Here is a 21524-nt window from a genome sequence, read left to right as displayed (position 1 = left end):
TATGACGCGTATCACGTGCTGTGCTCCCAACGAGAAACCGCCTGCGTTATCGCACAGGCGGTGTCGAGGGGGTGTCATCGGTCGAGTCCGCCAGTGCGAACCCGTAGCCACTTTGCGGGGTGGCTAGCGCAGCAGCTGCAGCGGCACGCGGATATCCATGCCCACCGCAAGATGGTCGGAGAACGCGGCGGGAATCGCTTCGATATGCTCGATGGTCAGGCTGTCGCTGACCAGGATATGGTCGATCGCCCGGTCCGGACGCCAGCTCGGAAACGTATGCACTTCGCAGCTCGGCGGCTGCAACCGCGTGTGCCGGTACAGCGCCTGCATTTCCGGCCGGTCGGCCATGCAATTGAAATCGCCCATCAACATCGCGTTGGGATGCTCGGACAGCAACTCGGCGATGAAGGCCAGCTGCGCCATGCGCGAATTGGCGCCTAGCGACAGATGCGCCACCGCCACCGCCAGGCCTTCGCGCCCCTGCCCGAACTTGGCCAGCAGGATGCCGCGCCCGCCGATCCGGCCGGGCAGGGCGTGGTCCTGCACTTCCAGCGGTTCCAGCTTGCTGAGCAAACCATTCGCGCTGGAGGCCACCCCGCCCATGCGGCGGTTGGGCTGGTGGCTCCAGTAATGGAAGCCGGCGCGCTCGGCCAGATAGTGGGTCTGGTTGGTAAAACCCGAGCGCAGGCTGCCCGGGTCGGCCTCCTGCAGGCCGACGATGTCGCGCTCGCCGGCCAGCTTGGCAATGCTGTCCAGGCTGGTGCGCTTGCTGCCCAGCGGCAACGCATGCGACCAGCTGCGCGTGACGTAATCGCTGTAACGGCGGGTGCTGGAGCCAGCCTGGATATTGGCCGTCAGCACCCGCAGGGTGCGCGAATCCGAAGCGTTCACAGGGCGGCGATCGACAGGATCACTTGGCCAGCGTGGCGCGTTCGCGCGCAATCAGGTGATCGGCGATACGCAGCATGTCCGGGAAGCTCTGGCCCTTGACCAGGTACTTGCCGTTGACGATCAGCGACGGGGTGCCGGTGAGCTTGCTGCGGGTGGCGAACTGCTTGGCGCGGTTGGTCTTGGCCGACACGCCGAAGCTGCTCATGGTGTCGATGAAGGTCTTCTGGTCCACGCCGTACTTGGCGTAGAACGCGGCGATGTCCTGCACCGAATCCTTGCCGCGCTCGCCCTTGAGGGTCTGTTCGGTGTGGATGGCCTTGTACAGCGCTTCGTGGGTCTTTTCCTGCACGCCCAGGGTTTCGGCGGCGTAGAACGCACGGCCGTAGTCGTCCCACGGGCCGCCGAACATCGCCGGCACGTAGACGAAGTGCACGTCCGACGGCAGGCCGGCCTTCCACGGCCCGATCAGCGGCTGGAACGCGTTGCAGGCGGGGCAGACATAGCCGAAGACCTCGGCCACTTCGATCTTGCCGGCGGCCTGCTGGTACGGCTGGCCGCCTTCGATATCCAGATAGTCGGTGCCGGCGACCGGCTCGGGGCCGTTCGGCGCGCGCGGTGCGGCGCTGGGGGCGGCGGCCGGCGGGGTGCTGGCGCTCTCGCCAACTGCAGGCGGTGCGGCGGGATCGGCGGCCGGCGTGGCAGCGGCCGGAGCAGGTGCCGTTTCGGCAGCCGGCGTGGTGGCGGCAGGTGCGGTGTCGGACGAGCCGTCCTGGGCCTTGCAGGCGACCAGGATCGGCAGCAGCGCCATCAGCGTCAGGGCGAAGCGGGTCTTCATCGGATTGGATCTCCAGCGTGGGGCGAGGAAAGGGCCGGACGGCCGCGGGGCGCATGATGCCACGGGCGGCCGTCGGTGGCGGTTACGCGGTTCAGCGCTTGGCAGGCGCAGCGTGTTCGCGGGCGATCAGGTAGTCGGCCACGCGCAGCATGTCCGGGTAGTTGCGCGCGCCGATCAGATAGCGTCCGTTGACGATGATCGCCGGGGTGCCGGGCAGCTTGCTGCGCTTGGCGAACTCGCGCGCGGCATCGAGCCTGGTGTCGACCGCCTGGCTCTTGTAGGTCTCGATGAAGCGCTGCTGCGGCACGCCGTAGCCGGCGTAGAAGGAGGCCAGTTCCTCCGGGGCGACGTTCTGGGTCGGCACGGTCTGCTTTTCGTGGATCGCCTCGAACATGGCGCGATGGCTGCGCTTGGCCACGCCCAGGATGTCGGCGGCGAAGTAGGCACGCGCGAAGGCATCCCAGAACCCGCCGAAGGCCGCCGGCACCGGGGTGAAGCGCACATACGACGGCTGCTTGGCCACCCAGGCCTCCAGGGTCGGCTCGAAGTGCGCGCAGTGCGGGCAGGTGTAGCCGAACACCTCGACCACTTCCACCTTGCCGGCCAGCGGCGCGAACGGCTGGCCGCCGTCGATGACGATGTAGTCGTCGCCTTCGACCGGCGGGGCGTTCTTGTCGGCGGCACAGGCCGCCAGCGGCATCAACAGCAACAACAGCAGGGACAGGCGGGAAAGCAGATTCATGCAGGCTCCGTGGGGGTGGGAAGGGGGAGGGCGGGAAACGACGACGCCGGTCGCGGGACCGGCGTCGTGACACGCTGTGGCGGTTGCGGCGGTCAGCTCATGAGCGGGCGGGCGTTGCTGCGGGCAGTTGCGCGGCGGCGGCATCGTCGGCGCGGTCGTGCAGACCCTGCAGATAGCTGGCCAGCGCCTGGATCTCCTGCTCGGTCAGCGGGTGCGCCACCTGCGCCATGATATTGAACAGCGCCGGGTTGCGCTCCTGGGTGGTGCCGGCCTGGTATTCCTTCAGGCGCCGCGCCACGTACTCGGCATGCTGGCCGCCCAGGCGCGGATACGCCGGGCCCGGATTGCCGCTGCCGGACGGGCCATGGCAGGCCATGCAGGCCGGCACGCCGCGCGCGACATCGCCACTGCGGTAGAGCTTCTCGCCGACTTGGTAGAACTTCAGGCCCTGGTACGGCCCCTCGTTGACCACCGCATCGTCGGCCACCCCGGCAGCGGCTTTCTGCGTGGCGAAGTAGGCGCCCAGGTCGCGCATGTCCTGCGCGGTGAGGTCCTTGACGAACGGCACCATCACCGCCGACATGCCGGTATTGCGCTCGCCGCTGGCGATCAAGGCGACCTGGTGCGCCACGTAGCGCTCGGTCTGGCCGGCGATGCGCGGGTACATGGCCACCGCCGGATTGCCGTCCGGGCCATGGCAGGCCGCGCAGGCGGCGGCCTTGGTCTGACCGGCCTTGGCATCGCCCCAGGTGGTCTTGGACAGGTCCACCTCCAGCGGGGCGATGCGCACCGGCGGCGGATCGGGGATCGGCGTGACCGCCGACTGCGCAAACGCCACGGCGGCGATGACCGGCACGGCGAGGGCGGCGAGGACTAGCACACGAGCATGGCGCATCAGCTAAAGCTCCGTATGGACCCGGCCCGCGCGCGTTGGGTGCTGGCTGTGGCAGGCGTGCTTCGATTATCGACACGCCTTTGCGCCAGGGTCAACGAACAGTGCAGCAAAACCGTCAGGCCCCGAACGTGCGATCCTAGGGAGATGTCGCTCCTTATCGAACAAGCCCGCTACCACCTGTCCGCCCACAACGCCCGGCAATTGCCCGACGATGGCGGCTACGAGGTCGCCTTCGCCGGCCGCTCCAACGCCGGAAAATCCAGCGCGCTCAATGCGCTGACCCGCCAGAACGCACTGGCCCGGGTGTCCAAGACCCCCGGCCGCACCCAGCAGCTGGTGTTCTTCCAGATCCAGCCCGAGCGCTATCTGGTGGATCTGCCCGGTTACGGCTACGCCAAGGTGCCGCAGGACCTGCAGGCGCACTGGCAGGCCTTCATCGACCGCTATTTCCGCACCCGCGAAGCCTTGCGCGGGCTGGTGGTGGTGATGGACATCCGCCATCCGCTCAAGGATTACGACCTGCAGATGCTCGGCTATGCGGCCGAGCGTGGCCTGCCCGCGCATGGTTTGCTGACCAAGGCCGACAAGCTCGGCCGTGGCCAGCAGATGCAGACGCTGCAGAAGGTCAAGAAGGAAGTGACCTCGCGCTTCGGCGACAGCGTGACCGTGCAGACCTACTCCGGCGAGTCGCGCCAGGGCGTGGACGAGTTGCGCGGCATCGTCGGCGGCTGGCTGGGCCTGGACGTCGCGGCGCCTGCCGCGGAGTGAGCCGGGCCGGGCCTGGCGCATGACGCCTGGCCTTCAGAGCATCAGGACGGCGAGCCAGGGCTCGCCGTTTTTTCATTGCGGCACGGCGCCGAATTCGGTCGGCACCCAGGCGAACGCCTTGCCCTCACGGCGCACATGACCCAGCCCTGGGAACGGCAGATGCGCGCCGGCCACCCACCAGCGGCCGTCGGCGGCCTGCGCCAGCAGGCGACGCCGTGAGGCGATCGCCTTGCTGCGGTCGCTGTCGGCCTCGAACGAGGCGTCCGGCCGGGCAAACTGCACGGCGTGGTAATGCAGCACGTCGCCCCACACCAGCACGGTGTTGCCGGCGCCACCGTCGAAGCGATAGGAGACGTGGCCGGGCGTGTGGCCCTGGCTGTCCAGCGCGGTGATGCCGGCCGGCAATGCGCTGATGCCGGGCTGGAAGCGGCGCAGCCGACCCTGGGCCTGATACGGCGCGACGGCCGCGCGTGCCAGCGAGAAGGCGAACTGCAGCGTCGGCGCGGCACCGGCCTCCGAGGCCGGGTCCAGCCAGTACGCGGCATCGGCCTCGGACAGCCACACCGTGGCGTTGGGAAAGGCCGGCCTGCCCTGTGCATCGAGCAACCCGCACAGGTGGTCCGGATGCGCGTGGGTGAGCAGCACATCGTCGACCTGGGCGGGGTGGTAACCGGCGGCGCGCAGGTTGCTCAGCACCTGACCCAGGCCGGGCCCCAGGCACTGCGCGGTACCGGTATCGACCAGGCTGAGGTGGCTGCCGTCCTGGATCAGATAGGCGTTGACTGCCGTCTGCAGCCCCTTGCCGTCTTCGGGCACGTAGCCCTGCGCGAGCAGGCGGTCGCGCTCTGCCGGGGCCACGTTGGAAAGCTGTTGCCGCGTCAACGCCACGCTGCCGTCGAACAAGGCGGTGACGCGCAGCGTGCCGATGCGCTGCAGGTAGAAGCCGGGGACCTGTGCGTGGGTGGATGCGGGCGCAGCGGCGTGCGCCAGCGTGGCGCTTGCGGCGAGCAACAGCGGCGCCAGCGGACGCAGGGCAGAAAAAACAGACATGAGCAACTCCAGGACAGGCGGCAAGCGCCGCGGTGTCGTCATGCTGGCCGCGGCGACCTGCGCGATTCGCTCATTGCGCTGCGCGAAGCGCTCGCGTCGGCGATCTAGCGGCTATTGCCGATGCTGGCCGGATCCAGCCCGTAGCGCTGCTGGAAGCGCTGACTGAAGCTGCGGGTAGAGCGATAGCCGGCCCGCGCGGCCACGGTCTTGAGCGGCCAGCGCGTGCTGTAGAGCAAGGCCATGGCGTGCGCCAGCCGCGCGTCGGTGATCAGTTCGCGCAGCGAGCGGTGTTCGGCGGCCAGATGCCGGCGCAAGGTGGCGCCGCTGATGCCCAGGCTGTCCTCGATATCGCGCGAGCGCCACGCCCGCTGCGGTTGCGCGGTGATCAGCGTACGCACCTGCTCGGCAACGCTTGGCGCCGGCGGCAGCAACAGGCCGCCGTGGCCGCGGCGGCAGAGGGTGACGACCAGTGCGGCCAGCGCCAGGCGTGCTTCGGTATACAGGCCGTGCTGCAGCGCATCGCGCCATTGCCGCAGCGTCAGCGCGAAATCGATCGCCGGCAGTTGCGCGATGTCGGCGCCGGCCTCGGGTAGCGGCTCGTTCCACAACGCGCGTGCAGCGGCCAGCGCCTCTTCGCAGAGGGGGACCACCACGCTCAGGTAGAGCCCGGTCTGCGGGTCGGGCGTGTTGATCACATCGATGCGGCAGCGGCGCGTCACCAGGAACAGATCGCCCGGCACGAACTGCAGCGATTGGGTCGCGCTGCGCACCTGCTTGCGGCCCTGCAGCACCATCGCGAACTGCGCCTGGGTCAGATCCACCGAGCGCGCCCCGTGTTCGCGCCGCGCACTCACGCAGGCAAACCCCTCGGCGCGCTCGCAGTGCAGCAGGCTGGCCATCTGCGCGAGCAGGGCGTCGGTGGGTGTGGGCGCAACGGTCATGGCCGGGCGATGCTACAGGATCGCGGCTGCGCGGCTGAGGACGATCAAACGCCGTGCATCCGCGCCTGCGGGAAGTTGCGGGTGTCCAGTTTCAGCCTGGACGGTTGCGACCCACTGCGCCTCCGTCACGCCCGGCCTCGGCTGCCGCGGCCACGCCGTGCGCATGGATGGAAATCTCAGACCCGGCCGATGGCAGCAATTCTTTCCATGCCCTGCGGTTATAGTGCGGGCCTTGCGGTGGCAGGGGAGGACCCCCACATCGTTCCCCTAAATTTTCCTGCGAGCCTGCCCTTGTCGAGTCCCAGCCACGTTGCCGAAACGCCGATCACCGAACGCGCGGAGCTGGTCCAGGTGCTGGCCTCCGGCGAGAAGCCCAGTGCTGACTGGCGGATCGGCACCGAGCACGAAAAGTTCGGCTTCCAGCTCGACGACCTGCGCGCGCCCACGTTCGAAGGCGAGCGCGGCATCCAGGCGCTGCTGACCGGGTTGACCCGCTTCGGCTGGGAGCCGGTGCAGGAAAACGGCCACACCATCGCGCTGCTGCGCGACGGCGCCTCGGTGACGCTGGAGCCGGCCGGCCAGCTGGAACTGTCGGGCGCGGCAGTGGAAACCCTGCATCACACCTGCGTGGAAACCGGCACCCATCTGGACGAGGTGGCGCAGGTGGCCGGTGAGTTGCAGCTGGGGTTCCTGGGCATGGGCTTCCAGCCCAAGTGGCGCCGCGATGAAATGCCGTGGATGCCCAAGGGCCGCTACCAGATCATGAAGAACTACATGCCCAAGGTCGGCTCGCTCGGCCTGGACATGATGACCCGCACCTGCACGGTGCAGGTCAACCTGGATTACGCCACCGAAGCGGACATGGTGAAGAAGTTCCGCGTGTCGCTGGCGTTGCAGCCGATCGCCACCGCGTTGTTCGCCGATTCGCCGTTCACCGAAGGCAAGCCGAACGGCTACCTCAGCTACCGCTCGCACATCTGGACCGACACCGACGCCGACCGCACCGGCATGCTGGACTTCGTGTTCGAGGACGGCTTCGGCTACGAGCGCTATGTCGATTACCTGCTCGATGTGCCGATGTATTTCTCCTACCGCGACGGTGTCTATGTCGATGCCAGTGGGCAGAGCTTCCGCGACTTCATGCAGGGCAAGTTGCCGGCATTGCCGGGTGCGTTGCCGACGCTGCGCGACTGGTCGGACCACATGACCACCGCATTCCCGGAAGTGCGCCTCAAGAAGTACCTGGAAATGCGCGGCGCCGACGCCGGCCCGTGGGACCGCCTGTGCGCGCTGTCGGCGTTCTGGGTGGGGTTGCTGTACGACGACACCGCGCTGGATGCGGCCTGGGATCTGGTCAAGGATTTCAGCACCACCGAGCGCCACGCGCTGCGCGACGGCGTGCCCAAGCATGCGCTCGGCCTGCCGTTCCGCAATGGCACGGTGCGCGACCTAGCGGTGGAAGCGGTCAAGATCGCCCGCGAGGGCCTGCGTCGGCGTGCGCGCCTGAATGCCGATGGTCAGGACGAAACCGGCTTTGTGGATGTGATCGCCGAGATCGCCGAGAGCGGTGTTACCGCCGCCGAGCGCAAGCTGGCGCTGTATCACGGTGCATGGAAGGGCGACGTCGATCGCGTGTTCCGCGAGTTTGCGTATTGAGCGCTTGCTGATCGCAGCAGTGGTCGCGCGCGGCTGATCGATCGCGCGGATCGTCGTGTGCAGGCGTGAATTCCCGGATACGCGCCGGCCTGCACCGCCGAGCCTGCGGGCGGGATAACGTGCTCCAACCCGGCCCTAGCGCCGCTCCGGCATGCACGGCAGGCGCACCGTCACCCGCAGGCCGCCACCTGTTGCACGGTTGTCCAGGCGCAGGTCGCCGCCATGCGCCAGCACGATGCTGTGCGCCACCGACAAGCCCAGCCCGATGCCGCCGGTGTCGCGATTGCGCGAGGACTCGCCACGCACGAACGGCAACAGCAGCTGTTCGCGCTGGGTCGGGTCGATGCCGGGGCCGTCGTCGTCGATCCACAGCACGCCCTCTTCGCCGTCGCGCTGCAGTTGCAGGCGCGCGCGCTTGCCGTATTTCAGCGCGTTCTCCAGCAGGTTCATCACTGCGCGCCGCAAGGCCAGCGGGTCGCCATCCAGGGTGATCGCCGGGCCGGGCAGCAGTTCGGCATCGGCGCCGATGTCGGTGGCGTTGTCGACCACGCTTTCCACCAGCAGGCGCAGGTCCAGCGGCGCGCGTTTGCCGCGGTGGCGATCGTTCTGGATGAAATCCAGCGCGGCGGAAATCATCGCCTTCATCTCGTCGATGTCGGCCAGCGCCTTGTCGCGCAACGGCGGCTGCAGGCCGTCCAGGCGGAACGACAGGCGCGCCAGCGGCGTGCGCAGGTCGTGCGCGATCGCCGCCACCATGTGGGTGCGTTCGTTGATCAGGCGGTTCAGGCGGGCCTGCATCGCATTGAACGAATCGGCCGCGCGCACGATCTCCGGTGGGCCGCTGCGTTGCAGTGCGGCAGCATCCGGGTTGCGGCCCAGCCGGTCGGCGGCTTCGGCAAAGCGCTTGATCGGCGCCGACAACGCACGCGAGAACCACCACGCCAGCGGGACGTTGGCCAGCAGGCCGGCCAGGAACAGCAGCACCACATGGGTCTTGAACTCGGCCGACAGCCGCCGCGGTGGCGATTCGACCGTGCGCCAGCGGCCATCGGGCTGTTGCAGCGCGGCGGTGAAGCCGTCCAGCAAGGGCACGCCCGGGGTCAGGCGCTCGCTTTCCCAGGCGCCGGGGCTGTCGTCCGGACGCAGTCCATTGCCGAACGGCGGGGCACCGGGGGGGCGCTCGCGCGGCCAGTCGCCTGGCGCCGGCGGCGAGCGCTGCAAGGCCTCGTGGCGGTTGCCGGCGTAACTGGCATCGCCATCATCGGCCCCGAATGCCTGCGATTGGCCAGGCATGCGCGGCGGTGGGGACATGCCGATGCGCGGGCCCTGGCGATCGTCGGCGCTGCGGTAGAAGCGCACGCGCTGCTCGGGGACATCCAGCCAATGGGCCAGCAGCATTTCGGCGAACCCGTCGCGCACCTGGCCTGCCGGCGGCAGCGGGGCCTGGGCCGATTCGTGCACCGTCAGGGTCTGGGTGCCGGCCGGCATACGCGTGGACAGCAGCGCCACCACCTCCGGCGGATGCACCGGCGGCTCGTAGACCGGGGTGCGCATCACCAGCAGGGCGATGCCGACCGCCTGGGCGGTGAGCAGTGCCACCGCCAGCAACACGAAGGTACGGGCAAAGATCGACAGCCCGCGACGTGCCGGTTTGCTCACAGACGCGAGACGCCCGGCAGCAGCATGTAACCCTCGTTGCGCACGGTGCGGATCAACTCGGTATGCACGCGCTCGTTGATCTTGCGGCGCAGGCGGCTGATCTGGCTGTCGATGGCGCGGTCGTAGACGTCGGTATCGCGGCCACGGGCGTAGTCCAGCAACTGGTCGCGGCTGAGCACCCGCTGCGGATGCTCGACGAAGGTACGCAGCAGCGCGAACTCACCGTCGGACAGGTTGATGAAGATGCCGGTGGGGTCACGCAGGTCGCGCCGCACCACGTCCAGCCGCCAACCGGCGAACTCGTAGACATTGCCACGGTGGTCGGCCTGCTCGCTGCTGGCCTGGCTGCGGCGCAGCAGGGCGCGTACCCGCGCCAGCAGTTCGCGCGGATTGCAGGGTTTGGCCAGGTAATCGTCGGCGCCCACTTCCAGGCCGATGATGCGGTCGGTGTCGTTGCCCAGCGCGCTGAGCATGATGACCGCAGGTGAACCGCGCTCGCTGGCCAGCGCCCGCGCCGCGCTCAGGCCGTCTTCTCCAGGCATCATCACGTCGAGTACGATGAGGTCCGGGCGGCGCTGGGCGATGCTCTTGCGCATCTCCGCCACGTTTTCGGCAACGTCCACCTGGTAGCCGTGGGCGCTGAGGAACTCGCCGATCAGCTTGCGCAGGTCCGGGTCGTCGTCGACCACAAGAACGCAGGGTTGTTGCATGTCCATGGAGATCATCGTCGGTGGCGCGGAGCTTGGCCCGCGCAGGGTGGTGGCGACCGGGTACATGGTGCTCGCAGTTGCAGGGCTGGAGCACGCATCATAATGATTGAATTTGTCAACCTTTGGCACACGTGTGACGCAACATGACAGAACGGGACATCGCGCAGGAAACCGGGCCATCGACACTGTGCCGTAGCAATGGCGAGTGTACGCATGACAAGGCGTTTCCGATGATGCGGGTGATCAGCCGCGACAACGGCGTGGGCCTGACCCGGGACATGGTGCTGATGGCGCAGACGCTGCGTGCCGGCGGCATACCGGTGCAGGAAGTGGGCTTCACCAGTCAGCGGCTGCACGACACCGCACGCGAAGCCCGTCTGTGGGCCAGTCGCGCGCTGTTCGGGCGGGTGCCGGTGCAGATCTTTTCCGAGCGCGTGTATGCGCGCTGCCTGCCGCTGGGCCAGACCAACCTGCTGGTGCCCAATCCGGAATGGTTGCTGCCCAAGTGGCTGCCGCGGCTGCCGCAGTTCGACGCGGTGTTGTGCAAGACCCATCACGCGGAGCGGATTTTCCGCAGTCTGGGCTGCACCACGCGGTTCATCGGCTTCACCAGCCCGGATCGCTACGACGCACAGGTCGTGCGTCAGCGTGCGTTCTTCCATCTGGCCGGGCGCAGCACCGCCAAGGGCACCCGTGTGCTGCTGGAGACCTGGCAGCGGCATCCGGAATGGCCGCTGCTGACGGTGGTGCAGAATCCGCGCACGGCCGGCAAGCCGGTGGTGGCGCCGAACATCGACCACCGCGTCCGTTATCTCGACGACGCCGAACTGCGCCGCCTGCAGAACGCGCACCTGTTCCATCTGTGCCCATCCGAGGCCGAAGGCTTCGGGCATTACCTGATGGAAGCGCTGAGCGTGGGCGCGGTGACGCTGGCCACCGACGGTGAGCCGATGAACGAACTGGTCAGGCCCGAGCACGGCGTGCTGATTCCGGTGGCCGAGGTGCACCAGCGGCGTCTGGCGTCGTACTACTTCGTGGACGCGGCGGGCATTGCGCAGGCGGTGGAAACCGCGCTGGCCTTGTCGCAGGCGCAGCTGGATCAGCTGTCTGCCAACGCGCGGGCGTTCTACCAGGCCAACGATGCCGCGTTCGCCGCGCGCTTTCGCAATGCGGTGCTGGCGTCGTTGCCGGCAGATGCGGCGGAGGTCGCCACGGACGTGGCCCAGGCGGTCGTCGAAAATTGATGCGTTAGCCCCTGGCTTGGCCGGGTCACCGCTCTGACAAAGCCCCGGCGTGTTGGATGCAGCACGGTGCTGGCGTGGTCCCAGGTCTTGCACGCTGCATGACGGTGCACGCCAGCGATCGGCGCGCAGCGGCAAATGCACGACATATCACGATGCAACGCTCTCCCTGACCAAGCGGGTATCGCCCGCCATTGCCATGTGCGTGCAGTACGCGCATGCGCCATCCAGCCAGGGAGATCGACAATGGTCCAGACACGCTCCACAGCCGTTGCCATCAGTGCATTGCTCGCAGTGCTCGGCCTGGGCGGCTGCGCCAGTTTCTGCGGCGCGCCTTCCGGCGGGCCACCGCCTCCGCCCGCGCCACCGCAGGCGCAGCGTGGTCCGCCACCACCACTACCACCGAGTGCGAGCGATCTGGCCGCGATGCAGGCCTGTGCTCGTGAGCAGGGAATCGCATCGCCCCCGGCAGCTGCGGCCACGCCGCATCCGGATGCGCCCACGCAAGGCATGGACCGCAGTGCGTTTGAGCGCTGTCTGGCCAGCAACGGCGTGAGCTGGCCAACGCCGATGCCCGGCGAGCCCTGGCGCGACGGCCCGGCGCCCGATGGCCCGCACGGGCCTGGCGAACCACATGGTCCGCCACCCCACGATCCCGACTTCGACGCCGCGTTGCAGGCCTGTGCCACCGCGCAAGGCATCGCGTTGCCTGCGCCTGACGCGCCGCCCCTTGGCCCGCCTCCGCCCGCGCTGTCGCAATGCCTGGAGGCCGAAGGTTTCGCGCCACCGCCGCGGCATGGCTGATCGTGCTGATCACGCCGCCCGGCGGTTCCAGCTGCTGGCGGCGACGCTGCAGCTGGAGTGAGTTGCGCAGGAGCGGCGGTCGCCCTGCACGATGCATTGCGGAATCCGGACGAAGCGGACACTGGCCGCGCTTGGCGGCCTCTACCTGGATCCTCTGACAATCGCCAGGCAGTCGCGAGGCCGACTGAAGCGATTTCCCTCCGTGATGCTTCAGCCGGGTCCTATCCGTACGCCAGGCACTCGATGACACTCGGCAGTGTCGAGCACGCTACTGACAAGCTCTTCGCCATCGATTGCCCACTGTGTGGGCTCACCCGGTACGAATGATCGACGACGATGCGTGCAGGCAAGAGCCGGACACGATGAGTGCCGTGCCCGACGACACCATGCAGGACAACGCGGCGCTGCGGGACGAGCTTTCCGGCATGCGTCGCCTGCATGCCCTGCAGGTCAGCCTGGCGGCACAGGCCGATGCGCGCATCGCGCTGCAGGAGATCACCGCGCTTGCCTGTGCCTTCGCGCGTACCGACTGCGGCTGTGTGCAACTGGTCAGTGCACACAACAGCGAGATGGAGCTGCGTGTCTATCGCGGACATGACGAACGCAGCGCATTCGTCCAGCAGTTCCTGAAGGACGGCTTCCAGGCGACCTGCGACACCGTGCGGCGCGAACGCCGGCAGTTGGTGATCGAGGACATCGAAACCTTCACCCCGTTGAAGGGAACGCCCGATTACGAGGCCGCGCTGTGCAGCGGCATCCGTGCTGCCCAGTTCACTCCGTTGTTCAACCGTGCCGGTGGCTTGCTGGGATTGCTCGGGACCCAGTTCACGGTGCCGTATCGGCCTGCGGAGCACGAACTCAGATTGCTCGAACTGCTCGCATGGACGGCTGCCGACTACATCGAGCGCCATCGCGGCGAGCTGGCCTTGCGCATGAGCGAGTCGCGGCTGGCCGCGCTGTCGGCGGCAAGTTCCGAGGTGCATTACCGCATGAGCGCCGACTGGGACGAGATGCACCAGCTGAACGCCGGCGCACGCACTGCCGATGCGATGGCGACCAGCCGTTCCTGGATCATGGATTACATCCCTGCAGAGGATCAGGCGCTGGTGCGGAGCAGGATCGATGCAGGGATCCGCGCGCGCAGCGCGATCGTGTTCGAGCACCGGGTGCGACGCGCCGATGGCAGCATTGCGTGGATGGCGACCAAGGCGGTACCGGCACTGGATGCGGACGGGCGCATCACCGAGTGGTTCGGTGCCGGCGCCGACGTTACCGCGCGCAAGCAGGCCGAGGAACATCTACGCGAAAGCGAGGCGCGGCTGACCTATGTGCTCGATCAGGTTCCGATCGGAATCGGCCTGTTCGATACGCAAGGCCGCTTCACCTACCGTAATCCACAACTGCGTGAGCAGCTGGCAGAGCGGGTGCCCTCGCGCGAGTCATTGCAGGAGCAACCGTGGGCCGGGGTCGAGCAGCAGGGGCGGGCGGTTGCGATCGAGGAATTTCCCTGCGCCCGTGCGCTGCGTGGCGAAGATGCGACCATGCCGGTGGATTTCCTCGATCCCCGTGACACTGCGCAGCGCTGGTTGCGCATCACCGCGGTGGCGCTGCGCGAAGAGGATGGTGTGACCGGTGGCGTTGCGGTGGTGCAGGACGTCACGGTGCAGCGCCAGGTGCAGACGGAAGTGGGCGCGCTTGCCGAGCGCAATCGCGACATCCTTGAAAGTATTTCCGATGCCTTCTATGGCGTCGACGCACAGGGGCGCTTCACCTACATCAACCAGAAAGCCGAGCTGCTGTGGGGGCGTTCGCGCGACCAATTGCTGGGAAACCTGCTGTGGGAGCAGTTTCCCGACTCGATCGGGTCGCTTCCGTATCAGGCGCATGTGCGCGCGGCACAGACACGCCAGGTGGTCAGACTGGAAGCCTTGTCGCCGGCATTGGGGTACTGGGTGGATATCAGCATCTATCCCACCAACGATGGTGGCATGTCGGTGTATTTCCGCGACATCTCCGACAAGAAACGCGCCGACGCGCGGCTGCGTGCCAGCGAAGAACGCTTCCGCACCGCATTGACGATCGAAACCGTCGGTGCGACCTACTTCGACATGGGCGGCCGCCTCACCGATGCCAACGACACCTTCCTGAAAATGAGCAGCTACAGCCGTGCCGACGTGGAAGCGGGCACGCTCTCCTGGCAGGCGCTGACCCCACCCGAAGCCAGGGACCTGTGCGAGCGGGCGTTCGAGGAACTCAGGACCAAGGGCAGCGCCACACCGTATGAGCGCCAATACCTGTGCAAGGACGGAACCCGGCGCTGGGCCCTGTTTGCGTCCAAGCGCTTGCCCGACGGCACCGGCTTCGAGTTCGTGCTCGACATCACCGACCGCAAGCTCACAGAAGCGGCGCTGCGCGAGGTGCAGGACCGCAATGCCTTCCTGCTGAAACTCTCCGACGCGCTGCGGCCGCTGTCCGATCCGGCTGCGATCCAGGGCGAGGCCGCGCGCGTGCTGGGCGAGCATCTGGCCGTCGGCCGCGCCTACTACGTCGAGGTGGATGCCAGGGCGCAGCAGTACGTGGTCGAGCGCGACTGGCATCAGCCCGATGAAACCAGTCATGCACGTCGTTTCGCGTTGACCGACTGGCCGATGCCCTGGCTGCTCGACGCGCAGACCTGGGTGGTGCGCGATGCCGCCACCGATCCTGCATTGCCCGACGATCAGCGCGCGGCCTATCTGGGCAACCAGATCGCTGCGCTGATCGTGGTGCCGCTGATCAGGGACGGCCGGCTGGTGGCGACCTTCGTGGTCAATCAACGCAGCGCACGCAACTGGAATGCCGCCGAGATCCTTCTGGCAGAGGAAACCGCCGAGCGCACCTGGGCAGCGCTGGAGCGTGCGCGTGCACAGGGCGCGCTGCTCGAAAGCGAGGAGCGCTACCGGGTGATTCTGGAGAGCGCGCTCGACTACGCAATCTTTACCACCGATACGCGCGGACACATCCAGACCTGGCCACCGGGAGCGGAGGCTGTGTTCGGCTGGACCGCGGAAGAGGCGATCGGCCAACACATCGCGATGACCTTCGTTGCCGAAGATCGCCTGACCGGCGTGCCGCAGCGCGAGATCGAGCAGGCGCATTACACCGGCGGCGCGCCGAATGTGCGCTGGCATCAGTGCAAGGATGGCCGGCACGTCTTCATCGAAGGCGCAACGCGGCCGCTGCGCAATGGCAGCGCCGAGCCGCTGGGCTATCTCAAGATCGGCCAGGACGTGACCCGACGACGGCAGTGGGAAGATCGCCAGCAGGTGTTGCTGGCCGAGCTGCAGCACCGCACGCGTAATTTGATGGGTGTGGTGCGTGTGGTCTTCAATCGCACGCAGCGCAGCAGCAAGACCATCGCCGAGCTGGCGCTGATCTACAACGATCGCCTGGATGCCCTGGCGCGCGTGCAGGGCCTGCTGTCGCGCCTGAACGAGGGCGATCGTATCCTGTTCGACGAATTGATCCGGGTCGAGCTGTCGGCCATGGGCGCGATCGATGCGCAAGGCCAAGGCGACCGCGTGACACTGGACGGCCCCGCCGGCGTGCGTCTGCGCTCCAGCACCGTGCAGACCTTTGCGCTGGCCCTGCATGAGCTGGCGACCAATGCCAACAAGTACGGCGCACTTGCACAGGCCGGCGGCCAGTTGCGGGTGCGCTGGCGCCTGCTGGGTACCGCCAAGGGCACCCGCCTGCATATCGAGTGGAGCGAGACCGGTGTGCATATGCCGGCGCCTGGCGAAGCGGCGCAGGGCTCCGGCTATGGGCGCGAGCTGATCGAACGCGCGTTGCCGTACCAGCTGCAGGCCGAGACGACCTACGCGCTGGGGCCGGACGGCGTGCGCTGCACCATCGAGCTGCCGGTATCGCAGAGCATGCGTCTGGACAGCGACGACAGCTGACGGGCGCGTGTTGCGCCTGCACATGCCCGCCAATGGCGTGCTGCAGTGCGGCGGCGGCGGCCGGCGGGCCGAATCCGCCGCCGTGCAGCAGCAAGGGGCGAGGAGCTGCGGACGCCTGGATGGACCTTCAACGCCATGGCTGGCGTGGTGGTGTCGCAGCTGGACTCCGATCCAGTCCACAACCGTCAGCAGCCTCTTTGCGCCGACATGCTCATGGGCGTGGATTTTTTCGGGCGAATCCATATACTGCCCCCCAGTATCTGGCCGGAGCCGTCATGCCGCATTCGCCGCAGGAAAAAAAGCGGGCGCTAGCACGCGTGCGACGTCTGCGCGGGCAATGCGACGCGCTTGAGCGCGCGCTGGAGGCGGGCGCAGACTGTGCGCCTGTGCTGCAGCAGATCGCCGCAATCCGGGGTGCCGTCAATGGACTGATGTCGCAGGTGCTCGAAGCGCATATCCGCGAGGACTTCGGCCACGCCGCCGCTTCCGACGCGCAGCGCGCCGAGCGGGTGCAGGAGCTGCTCGGGCTGGTCCGGTCCTATCTCAAATGAACTCCCACCGGGCCGGCGCCTGCCGTGCCCGTCCTTGAACCCCATCGTCAGGAGCGCCACCACATGAAATCCCGTGCAGCAGTTGCATTCGGACCCGGCAAGCCGCTGGAAATCGTCGAGATCGACGTCGCACCGCCACAGGCTGGCGAAGTGCTGGTCCGCATCACCCACACCGGTGTGTGCCACACCGACGCGTTCACGCTGTCCGGCGACGACCCGGAGGGCATCTTCCCGTCCGTGCTGGGCCACGAGGGCGGCGGCATCGTCGAGCAGGTCGGCGAGGGCGTCACCAGCGTCAAGGTCGGCGACCACGTGATCCCGCTGTACACCGCCGAATGCCGCAAGTGCAAGTTCTGCCTGTCGGGCAAGACCAACCTGTGCCAGGCCGTGCGCGCCACCCAGGGCAAGGGCCTGATGCCCGACGGCACCACGCGCTTCTCCTACAACGGCGAGCCGATCTACCACTACATGGGCTGCAGCACCTTCAGCGAGTACACCGTGGTGCCGGAGATCTCGCTGGCCGTGGTGAACCCGGAAGCGCCGCTGGAAAAGGTCTGCCTGCTCGGTTGCGGCGTCACCACCGGCATCGGCGCGGTGCACAACACCGCCAAGGTCAAGCCGGGCGAAAGCGTGGCGGTGTTCGGCCTGGGCGGCATCGGGCTGGCGGTGATCCAGGGCGCGGTGCAGGCCAAGGCCGGGCGCATCCTGGCCATCGACACCAACCCGGGTAAGTTCGATCTGGCGCGCAGCATGGGCGCCACCGATTGCATCAACCCCAAGGACTACGACAAGCCGATCCAGGAGGTCATCGTCGAGCTGACCGATGGCGGCGTGGACTTCAGCTTCGAGTGCATCGGCAACGTCAACGTGATGCGTTCGGCGCTGGAGTGTTGCCACAAGGGCTGGGGCGAGAGCGTCATCATCGGCGTGGCCGGCGCCGGCCAGGAAATCAGCACCCGTCCGTTCCAGCTGGTGACCGGCCGCGTATGGCGCGGGTCGGCCTTCGGCGGCGTCAAGGGACGGACCCAGTTGCCGGGCATGGTGGAGCAATCGATGAACGGCGAGATCGATCTCGATCCGTTCATCACCCACACCATGCCGCTGGAAGAGATCAACGAGGCCTTCCACCTGATGCACGAAGGCAAGTCGATCCGCACCGTGATCCATTTCTGACCGTACGGCCAGGAGCGGCGCGCGGCCGCTTCCGCGCACGTGGTACCCGATACTCCGGGAGGGGCATGATGACCAGCGTCTCGATTCATCCTTCGGTAGACAGTGGTATAGCGCGTGGCGGTGCGGAGAGCTTTCAGGGCGGAACCCTTGAATGCCACTGCGCCAGCGACAAGGTGACCGTGGACGTGGCTGCGCAGACCGCGCACAACCACGCCTGCGGCTGCAGTAAATGCTGGAAGCCGGAAGGAGCAACGTTTTCAGTGATTGCGGTGGTGCCGCGCGACAAGGTCACGGTGACCGCGCATGCGGAAAAGCTCAAGGTCGTCGACGAAAGCGCGGCGATCCAGCGGCATGCGTGCACCGGCTGCGGCGTGCATATGTTCGGTCGCATCGAAGACAAGGGGCACGCGTTTTACGGTCTGGACTTCATCCATACCGAGTTGTCGCAGCAGTCAGGCTGGTCGCCGCCGGGCTTTGCGGCGTTCGTGTCCTCCATCATCGAAACCGGCACGCCGCCGGCGGACATGGACGGCGTGCGTGCGCGTCTCAACGAGCTCGGGCTGACCCCGTACGACTGCCTGTCGCCGGGATTGATGGATGCGCTGGCCGCCAATGTGGCACGCAAGAAAGGTTTGCTGCACTGACCGTCCAACCCCGCGGCCGGCGCTCGTGCCGGCCGCGGGTTTTTTATCGAAGGAATCTCATGGAACGTATCGAACACCACGCCTGCTTCGGCGGCTGGCAAGACGTCTACCGGCATCAGTCGCAGAGCTTGAACTGCAGCATGCAGGTCGGCGTCTATCTGCCCCCGCAGGCCGCCGATGGCCCGTTACCGGTGCTGTACTGGCTGAGCGGGCTGACCTGCACCGAACAGAACTTCATCAGCAAGGCCGGCGCGCAGCGGTATGCGGCCGAGCATGGCGTGATCCTCGTCGCGCCCGACACCAGCCCGCGTGGCGACGATGTGGCCGACGCGGATGGCTACGACATCGGCAAGGGCGCCGGCTTCTATGTCGATGCCACCGAGCAGCCGTGGGCGGCGCATTACCGCATGTACGACTATGTGGTGAACGAATTGCCGGCATTGATCGAAGCGCAGTTCGCCACCACCGGTGCGCGCGCGATCAGCGGCCACTCGATGGGTGGCCATGGCGCCTTGACCATCGCGTTGAAGAATCCGGGCCGCTATCGCAGCGTGTCGGCATTCTCGCCGATCGTCGCGCCCAGCCAGGTGCCATGGGGCGAGAAGGCATTCGGCCAGTATCTGGGGGCGGACCGCGCAGCGTGGCAAGCGTACGACGCCACCGCGTTGATCGCACAGGCACAAGAGCGCCTGCCGCTGTTGATCGATCAGGGCGATGGCGACGAATTCCTCGAGAACCAGCTGAAGACGTCGCTGTTTGAACAGGCCGCCAAGGCCGCCGGTTATCCGGTCACGGTGCGGCTGCAGCCCGGTTACGACCACAGCTATTACTTCATCGCCAGCTTTATCGGCGAACACATCGCGCACCACGCCGCGGCGTTGCGTGGTTGATCGGCTGGTCGAGTGCGCGGTAGATGCGTGGTATGCGATGGTGGATGGTAGTGGGCATTGCCTTACCTTGCATTGCCGCGCTGCCGTGTTGCGTGGGCCGCGGCTTGAGCAAGGCGTCGAATCGACCTCCCTTCTCCTATCGGAGAAGGTGCCCCTCAGGGGCGGATGAGGGTACGGGCTCACTGGCGGATGAGGTGACGAGCAAAGCTGGTGGAGCAGGCAGGTGGGCTTGTAGAGCAGCCGATCTGCGGCGTGGCTGCAGGGCCCTTGCCCGCCCACCGTCGCGGGACACGCCGCAAGTGCGTCCCTGTAGGCTCTTACGCGGCATCCATGCCGCGTAAGGTCCCGCGATGGTGGGCGGGCAAGGACCAGGCGAGATGGTCGGTGCGCTGGTGCAAGCAGAGCATGGCGTGCCGTTGTTTGGATAACGGCGTCCTGTCAGCTTTTCAATACAGCGCATTCAACAGGCAGGCTTCAACACAACGCCCTGCAAACTTCCTGGTAAGGCGCGCAAGCAGCCTTTTCGCATCTGAAGTCTGCGTCGACCAGCTGCGTCACATCATTATCTTGTCGGCTATAGCCATTGCCACAAACCAAGAACGGCTAATGCACTACCTGCGCCGCAAGCTTGCCCAATCGGCGCATCGCGCGCTCCAGCGTGTCGCTCCATGGCTGGCCGCAGGTCAGCCGCAGGTGGTCTGCGTAGTCGCCACGGCTGGAGTACAGATGACCGGGCGAGGTGCCGATACGTTCTGCCAGCGCGGCCTCGAACACGGCCTGGCCGCTACCGCCGTCGGGCAATTGCAGCCATAGCGATAACCCGCCTGCCGGGTCGCCCACGCGCGTGCCTTCCGGCCAATGCCGCACGATGGCATCGCGCAGCCGCTGCCCGTTGTCGGCCAGGGTGCGGCGTAGCTTGCGCAGGTGCCGTTCCAGATCGTGTTGCGCCAGGTAGTCGGCCAGTGCCAGTTGCGGCAGGCTGGCGCTGCCGACGGTGGAAAAGTACTTGGCGCGCACCAGGGCGTCGGTCCAGTCGCCACCCAGCAACCACCCCACCCGCAGGCCGGGCGAGAGCACCTTGGAGAACGAGCCGCAGGTGATCACGTTGGCACGGGCATCGAAATGGCGCAGCGGACGTGGACGTTGGCCCGACCAATCCAGTTCGCCGTAGATATCGTCTTCGATCACCACGGTGCCATGGCGTGCGCAGCTGTCGAGCAATGCGCGCTTGGCGCTGTCGGGCGTGAGGCTGCCGCTTGGATTGTTGAAGTTGGGAATCAGCACTGCCGCACGCACCGGCGTGCGCTGCAACAGCGTATCCAGACGCGCGACATCGATACCCTGGCCGGGACGGTTGGGTACCTCCAGCACCTTCAGGCGCAGTGCCGCCACCGCCTGCAGGATGCCGTGATACGTGGGCGTTTCCACCAGCACCACATCGCCTGGTGCGGTGAGCGTGCGCAGCGCCAGGCTGATCGCCTCCATCGCGCCGGCGGTGATCACCACCTCTTCTGCGTCGACGGTGGTTGCGCAGTGTGCATAACGTTGTGCGATCTGACGGCGCAGTGCGGCGTGCCCTTGCGGCGGTGCGTAATCCAGCGCCGCCGTGCGCTGGCGACGCAGCTGCCGCGACAGGGCTGCGGCCAGTTGCGAGGTGGGCAATAACGCAGGCGCGGGGGTGGCAGTGTGCAGCGGCACCAGGTCGGTGCGCGCCAAGGTGTCGAGTACGCGCTGCAAGGCCGGGTTGTCGACCATGCTCGGTTTGCGCCGACGTGTGACGGGTGCGGCGGCCGGCAATGCAGGCGCCGCGCTGCGCACAAAGTAGCCCGAGCGCGGGCGCGCTTGCACGCGCCCCTCGCGTTCCAGTTGCAGGCAGGCCTGCACGGCGGTGGCGGTGCTGATGCCATGGTTGGCGGCCAGTTGCCGGATCGAGGGCAGGCGCTCGCCGGCACGCAAGGTGCCGCCGTCGATCTGCTGCCGCAGCTGCGTGGCCAGCGATTCGTACAGCAGCATTTGCGGACGCCTTCCATCTGTATTGGTCAATTTGCAGCGTATCTGAATCTGTGATGGTCGGGTAGCACGTTGCAGACTGGCCGTGCCCGGTGAGTACCCCGGGTATCTTCCCCTCTGTGA

Annotated in this window: 18 protein-coding genes; 9 read left to right on the top strand and 9 right to left on the bottom strand. The window is 67.3% G+C overall.

Annotated features, from left to right (window positions below; translation table 11 throughout):
* Nucleotides 1–123 precede the first annotated feature (123 nt).
* The 4 genes from GGR73_RS12385 to GGR73_RS12370 all read right to left on the bottom strand — a co-directional run bounded on the left by GGR73_RS12385 (nucleotide 124) and on the right by GGR73_RS12370 (nucleotide 3363).
* Nucleotides 124–861, bottom strand: a complete 738-nt coding sequence (locus tag GGR73_RS12385; protein WP_024940789.1) for an endonuclease/exonuclease/phosphatase family protein — start codon at nucleotides 859–861, stop codon at nucleotides 124–126.
* A 49-nt stretch (nucleotides 862–910) separates the two neighbouring features.
* On the bottom strand, nucleotides 911–1726 hold the full coding sequence (locus tag GGR73_RS12380) for a thiol:disulfide interchange protein DsbA/DsbL (protein WP_016902612.1): 816 nt from the start codon (nucleotides 1724–1726) through the stop codon (nucleotides 911–913).
* Nucleotides 1727–1817: 91 nt separating this feature from the next.
* A complete protein-coding gene (locus GGR73_RS12375) occupies nucleotides 1818–2468 on the bottom strand; it encodes a thiol:disulfide interchange protein DsbA/DsbL (protein WP_184457134.1) in 651 nt (216 codons plus the stop codon).
* Nucleotides 2469–2565: 97 nt separating this feature from the next.
* Nucleotides 2566–3363 (bottom strand): c-type cytochrome, encoded by a 798-nt coding sequence (locus GGR73_RS12370; protein WP_024939455.1) that lies wholly within the window; start codon nucleotides 3361–3363, stop codon nucleotides 2566–2568.
* Nucleotides 3364–3507: 144 nt separating this feature from the next.
* Here GGR73_RS12370 and yihA point away from each other — a divergent pair, with 144 nt between their 5' ends.
* Nucleotides 3508–4131 (top strand): ribosome biogenesis GTP-binding protein YihA/YsxC, encoded by a 624-nt coding sequence (gene yihA / locus GGR73_RS12365; RefSeq protein ID WP_024939454.1) that lies wholly within the window; start codon nucleotides 3508–3510, stop codon nucleotides 4129–4131.
* A gap of 72 nt (nucleotides 4132–4203) precedes the next feature.
* Here the strand turns inward: yihA and GGR73_RS12360 are convergent, their stop codons facing one another.
* Both GGR73_RS12360 and GGR73_RS12355 read right to left on the bottom strand, forming a co-directional pair.
* Nucleotides 4204–5181 carry an MBL fold metallo-hydrolase gene (locus GGR73_RS12360; protein ID WP_184457132.1) on the bottom strand — a complete coding sequence of 326 codons (978 nt, stop codon included), beginning with the start codon at nucleotides 5179–5181 and terminating at the stop codon, nucleotides 4204–4206.
* Between the two features lie 104 nt (nucleotides 5182–5285).
* Complete coding sequence (locus GGR73_RS12355) at nucleotides 5286–6122, bottom strand: helix-turn-helix transcriptional regulator (RefSeq protein ID WP_024939452.1); 837 nt, start codon at nucleotides 6120–6122, stop codon at nucleotides 5286–5288.
* Between the two features lie 291 nt (nucleotides 6123–6413).
* On the opposite strand from GGR73_RS12355, the gene GGR73_RS12350 reads away from it, so the two are divergent.
* A complete protein-coding gene (locus tag GGR73_RS12350) occupies nucleotides 6414–7778 on the top strand; it encodes a glutamate--cysteine ligase (protein ID WP_184457130.1) in 1365 nt (454 codons plus the stop codon).
* A gap of 135 nt (nucleotides 7779–7913) precedes the next feature.
* Here the strand turns inward: GGR73_RS12350 and GGR73_RS12345 are convergent, their stop codons facing one another.
* A complete protein-coding gene (locus GGR73_RS12345) occupies nucleotides 7914–9437 on the bottom strand; it encodes an ATP-binding protein (protein ID WP_184457128.1) in 1524 nt (507 codons plus the stop codon).
* Nucleotides 9434–10153 (bottom strand): response regulator, encoded by a 720-nt coding sequence (locus tag GGR73_RS12340; RefSeq protein ID WP_087962308.1) that lies wholly within the window; start codon nucleotides 10151–10153, stop codon nucleotides 9434–9436. Before GGR73_RS12340 ends, GGR73_RS12345 begins: the two co-directional genes overlap by 4 nt.
* A gap of 137 nt (nucleotides 10154–10290) precedes the next feature.
* Here GGR73_RS12340 and GGR73_RS12335 point away from each other — a divergent pair, with 137 nt between their 5' ends.
* The 7 genes from GGR73_RS12335 (at nucleotide 10291) to fghA (ending at nucleotide 19391) form a co-directional block, all read left to right on the top strand.
* Complete coding sequence (locus tag GGR73_RS12335) at nucleotides 10291–11391, top strand: glycosyltransferase (RefSeq protein WP_104594110.1); 1101 nt, start codon at nucleotides 10291–10293, stop codon at nucleotides 11389–11391.
* Between the two features lie 423 nt (nucleotides 11392–11814).
* Entirely contained in the window at nucleotides 11815–12192 is a 378-nt protein-coding gene (locus tag GGR73_RS12330) for a hypothetical protein (RefSeq protein ID WP_456362971.1), read from the top strand.
* Nucleotides 12193–12554: 362 nt separating this feature from the next.
* A complete protein-coding gene (locus GGR73_RS12325; RefSeq protein WP_456362952.1) occupies nucleotides 12555–16133 on the top strand; it encodes a PAS domain-containing sensor histidine kinase in 3579 nt (1192 codons plus the stop codon).
* Between the two features lie 275 nt (nucleotides 16134–16408).
* Nucleotides 16409–16684, top strand: a complete 276-nt coding sequence (frmR, locus tag GGR73_RS12320; RefSeq protein WP_016902624.1) for a formaldehyde-responsive transcriptional repressor FrmR — start codon at nucleotides 16409–16411, stop codon at nucleotides 16682–16684.
* A 63-nt stretch (nucleotides 16685–16747) separates the two neighbouring features.
* Nucleotides 16748–17857, top strand: coding sequence for an S-(hydroxymethyl)glutathione dehydrogenase/class III alcohol dehydrogenase (locus GGR73_RS12315; RefSeq protein WP_054591879.1), 1110 nt, complete (start codon nucleotides 16748–16750; stop codon nucleotides 17855–17857).
* Nucleotides 17858–17925: 68 nt separating this feature from the next.
* The gene (gene gfa / locus GGR73_RS12310) at nucleotides 17926–18501 is read left to right on the top strand and encodes an S-(hydroxymethyl)glutathione synthase (protein ID WP_039524052.1); all 576 of its coding nucleotides are present in this window, start codon (nucleotides 17926–17928) and stop codon (nucleotides 18499–18501) included.
* 59 nt (nucleotides 18502–18560) lie between these two features.
* On the top strand, nucleotides 18561–19391 hold the full coding sequence (gene fghA, locus GGR73_RS12305; protein WP_104556174.1) for an S-formylglutathione hydrolase: 831 nt from the start codon (nucleotides 18561–18563) through the stop codon (nucleotides 19389–19391).
* A gap of 603 nt (nucleotides 19392–19994) precedes the next feature.
* Here fghA and GGR73_RS12300 read toward each other — a convergent pair.
* A complete protein-coding gene (locus tag GGR73_RS12300; protein WP_184457124.1) occupies nucleotides 19995–21404 on the bottom strand; it encodes an aminotransferase-like domain-containing protein in 1410 nt (469 codons plus the stop codon).
* Nucleotides 21405–21524 lie beyond the last annotated feature (120 nt).

The sequence above is a fragment of the Xanthomonas sp. F14 genome (assembly GCF_014199865.1).
This window is presented reverse-complemented; position numbering and strand designations above follow the sequence as displayed.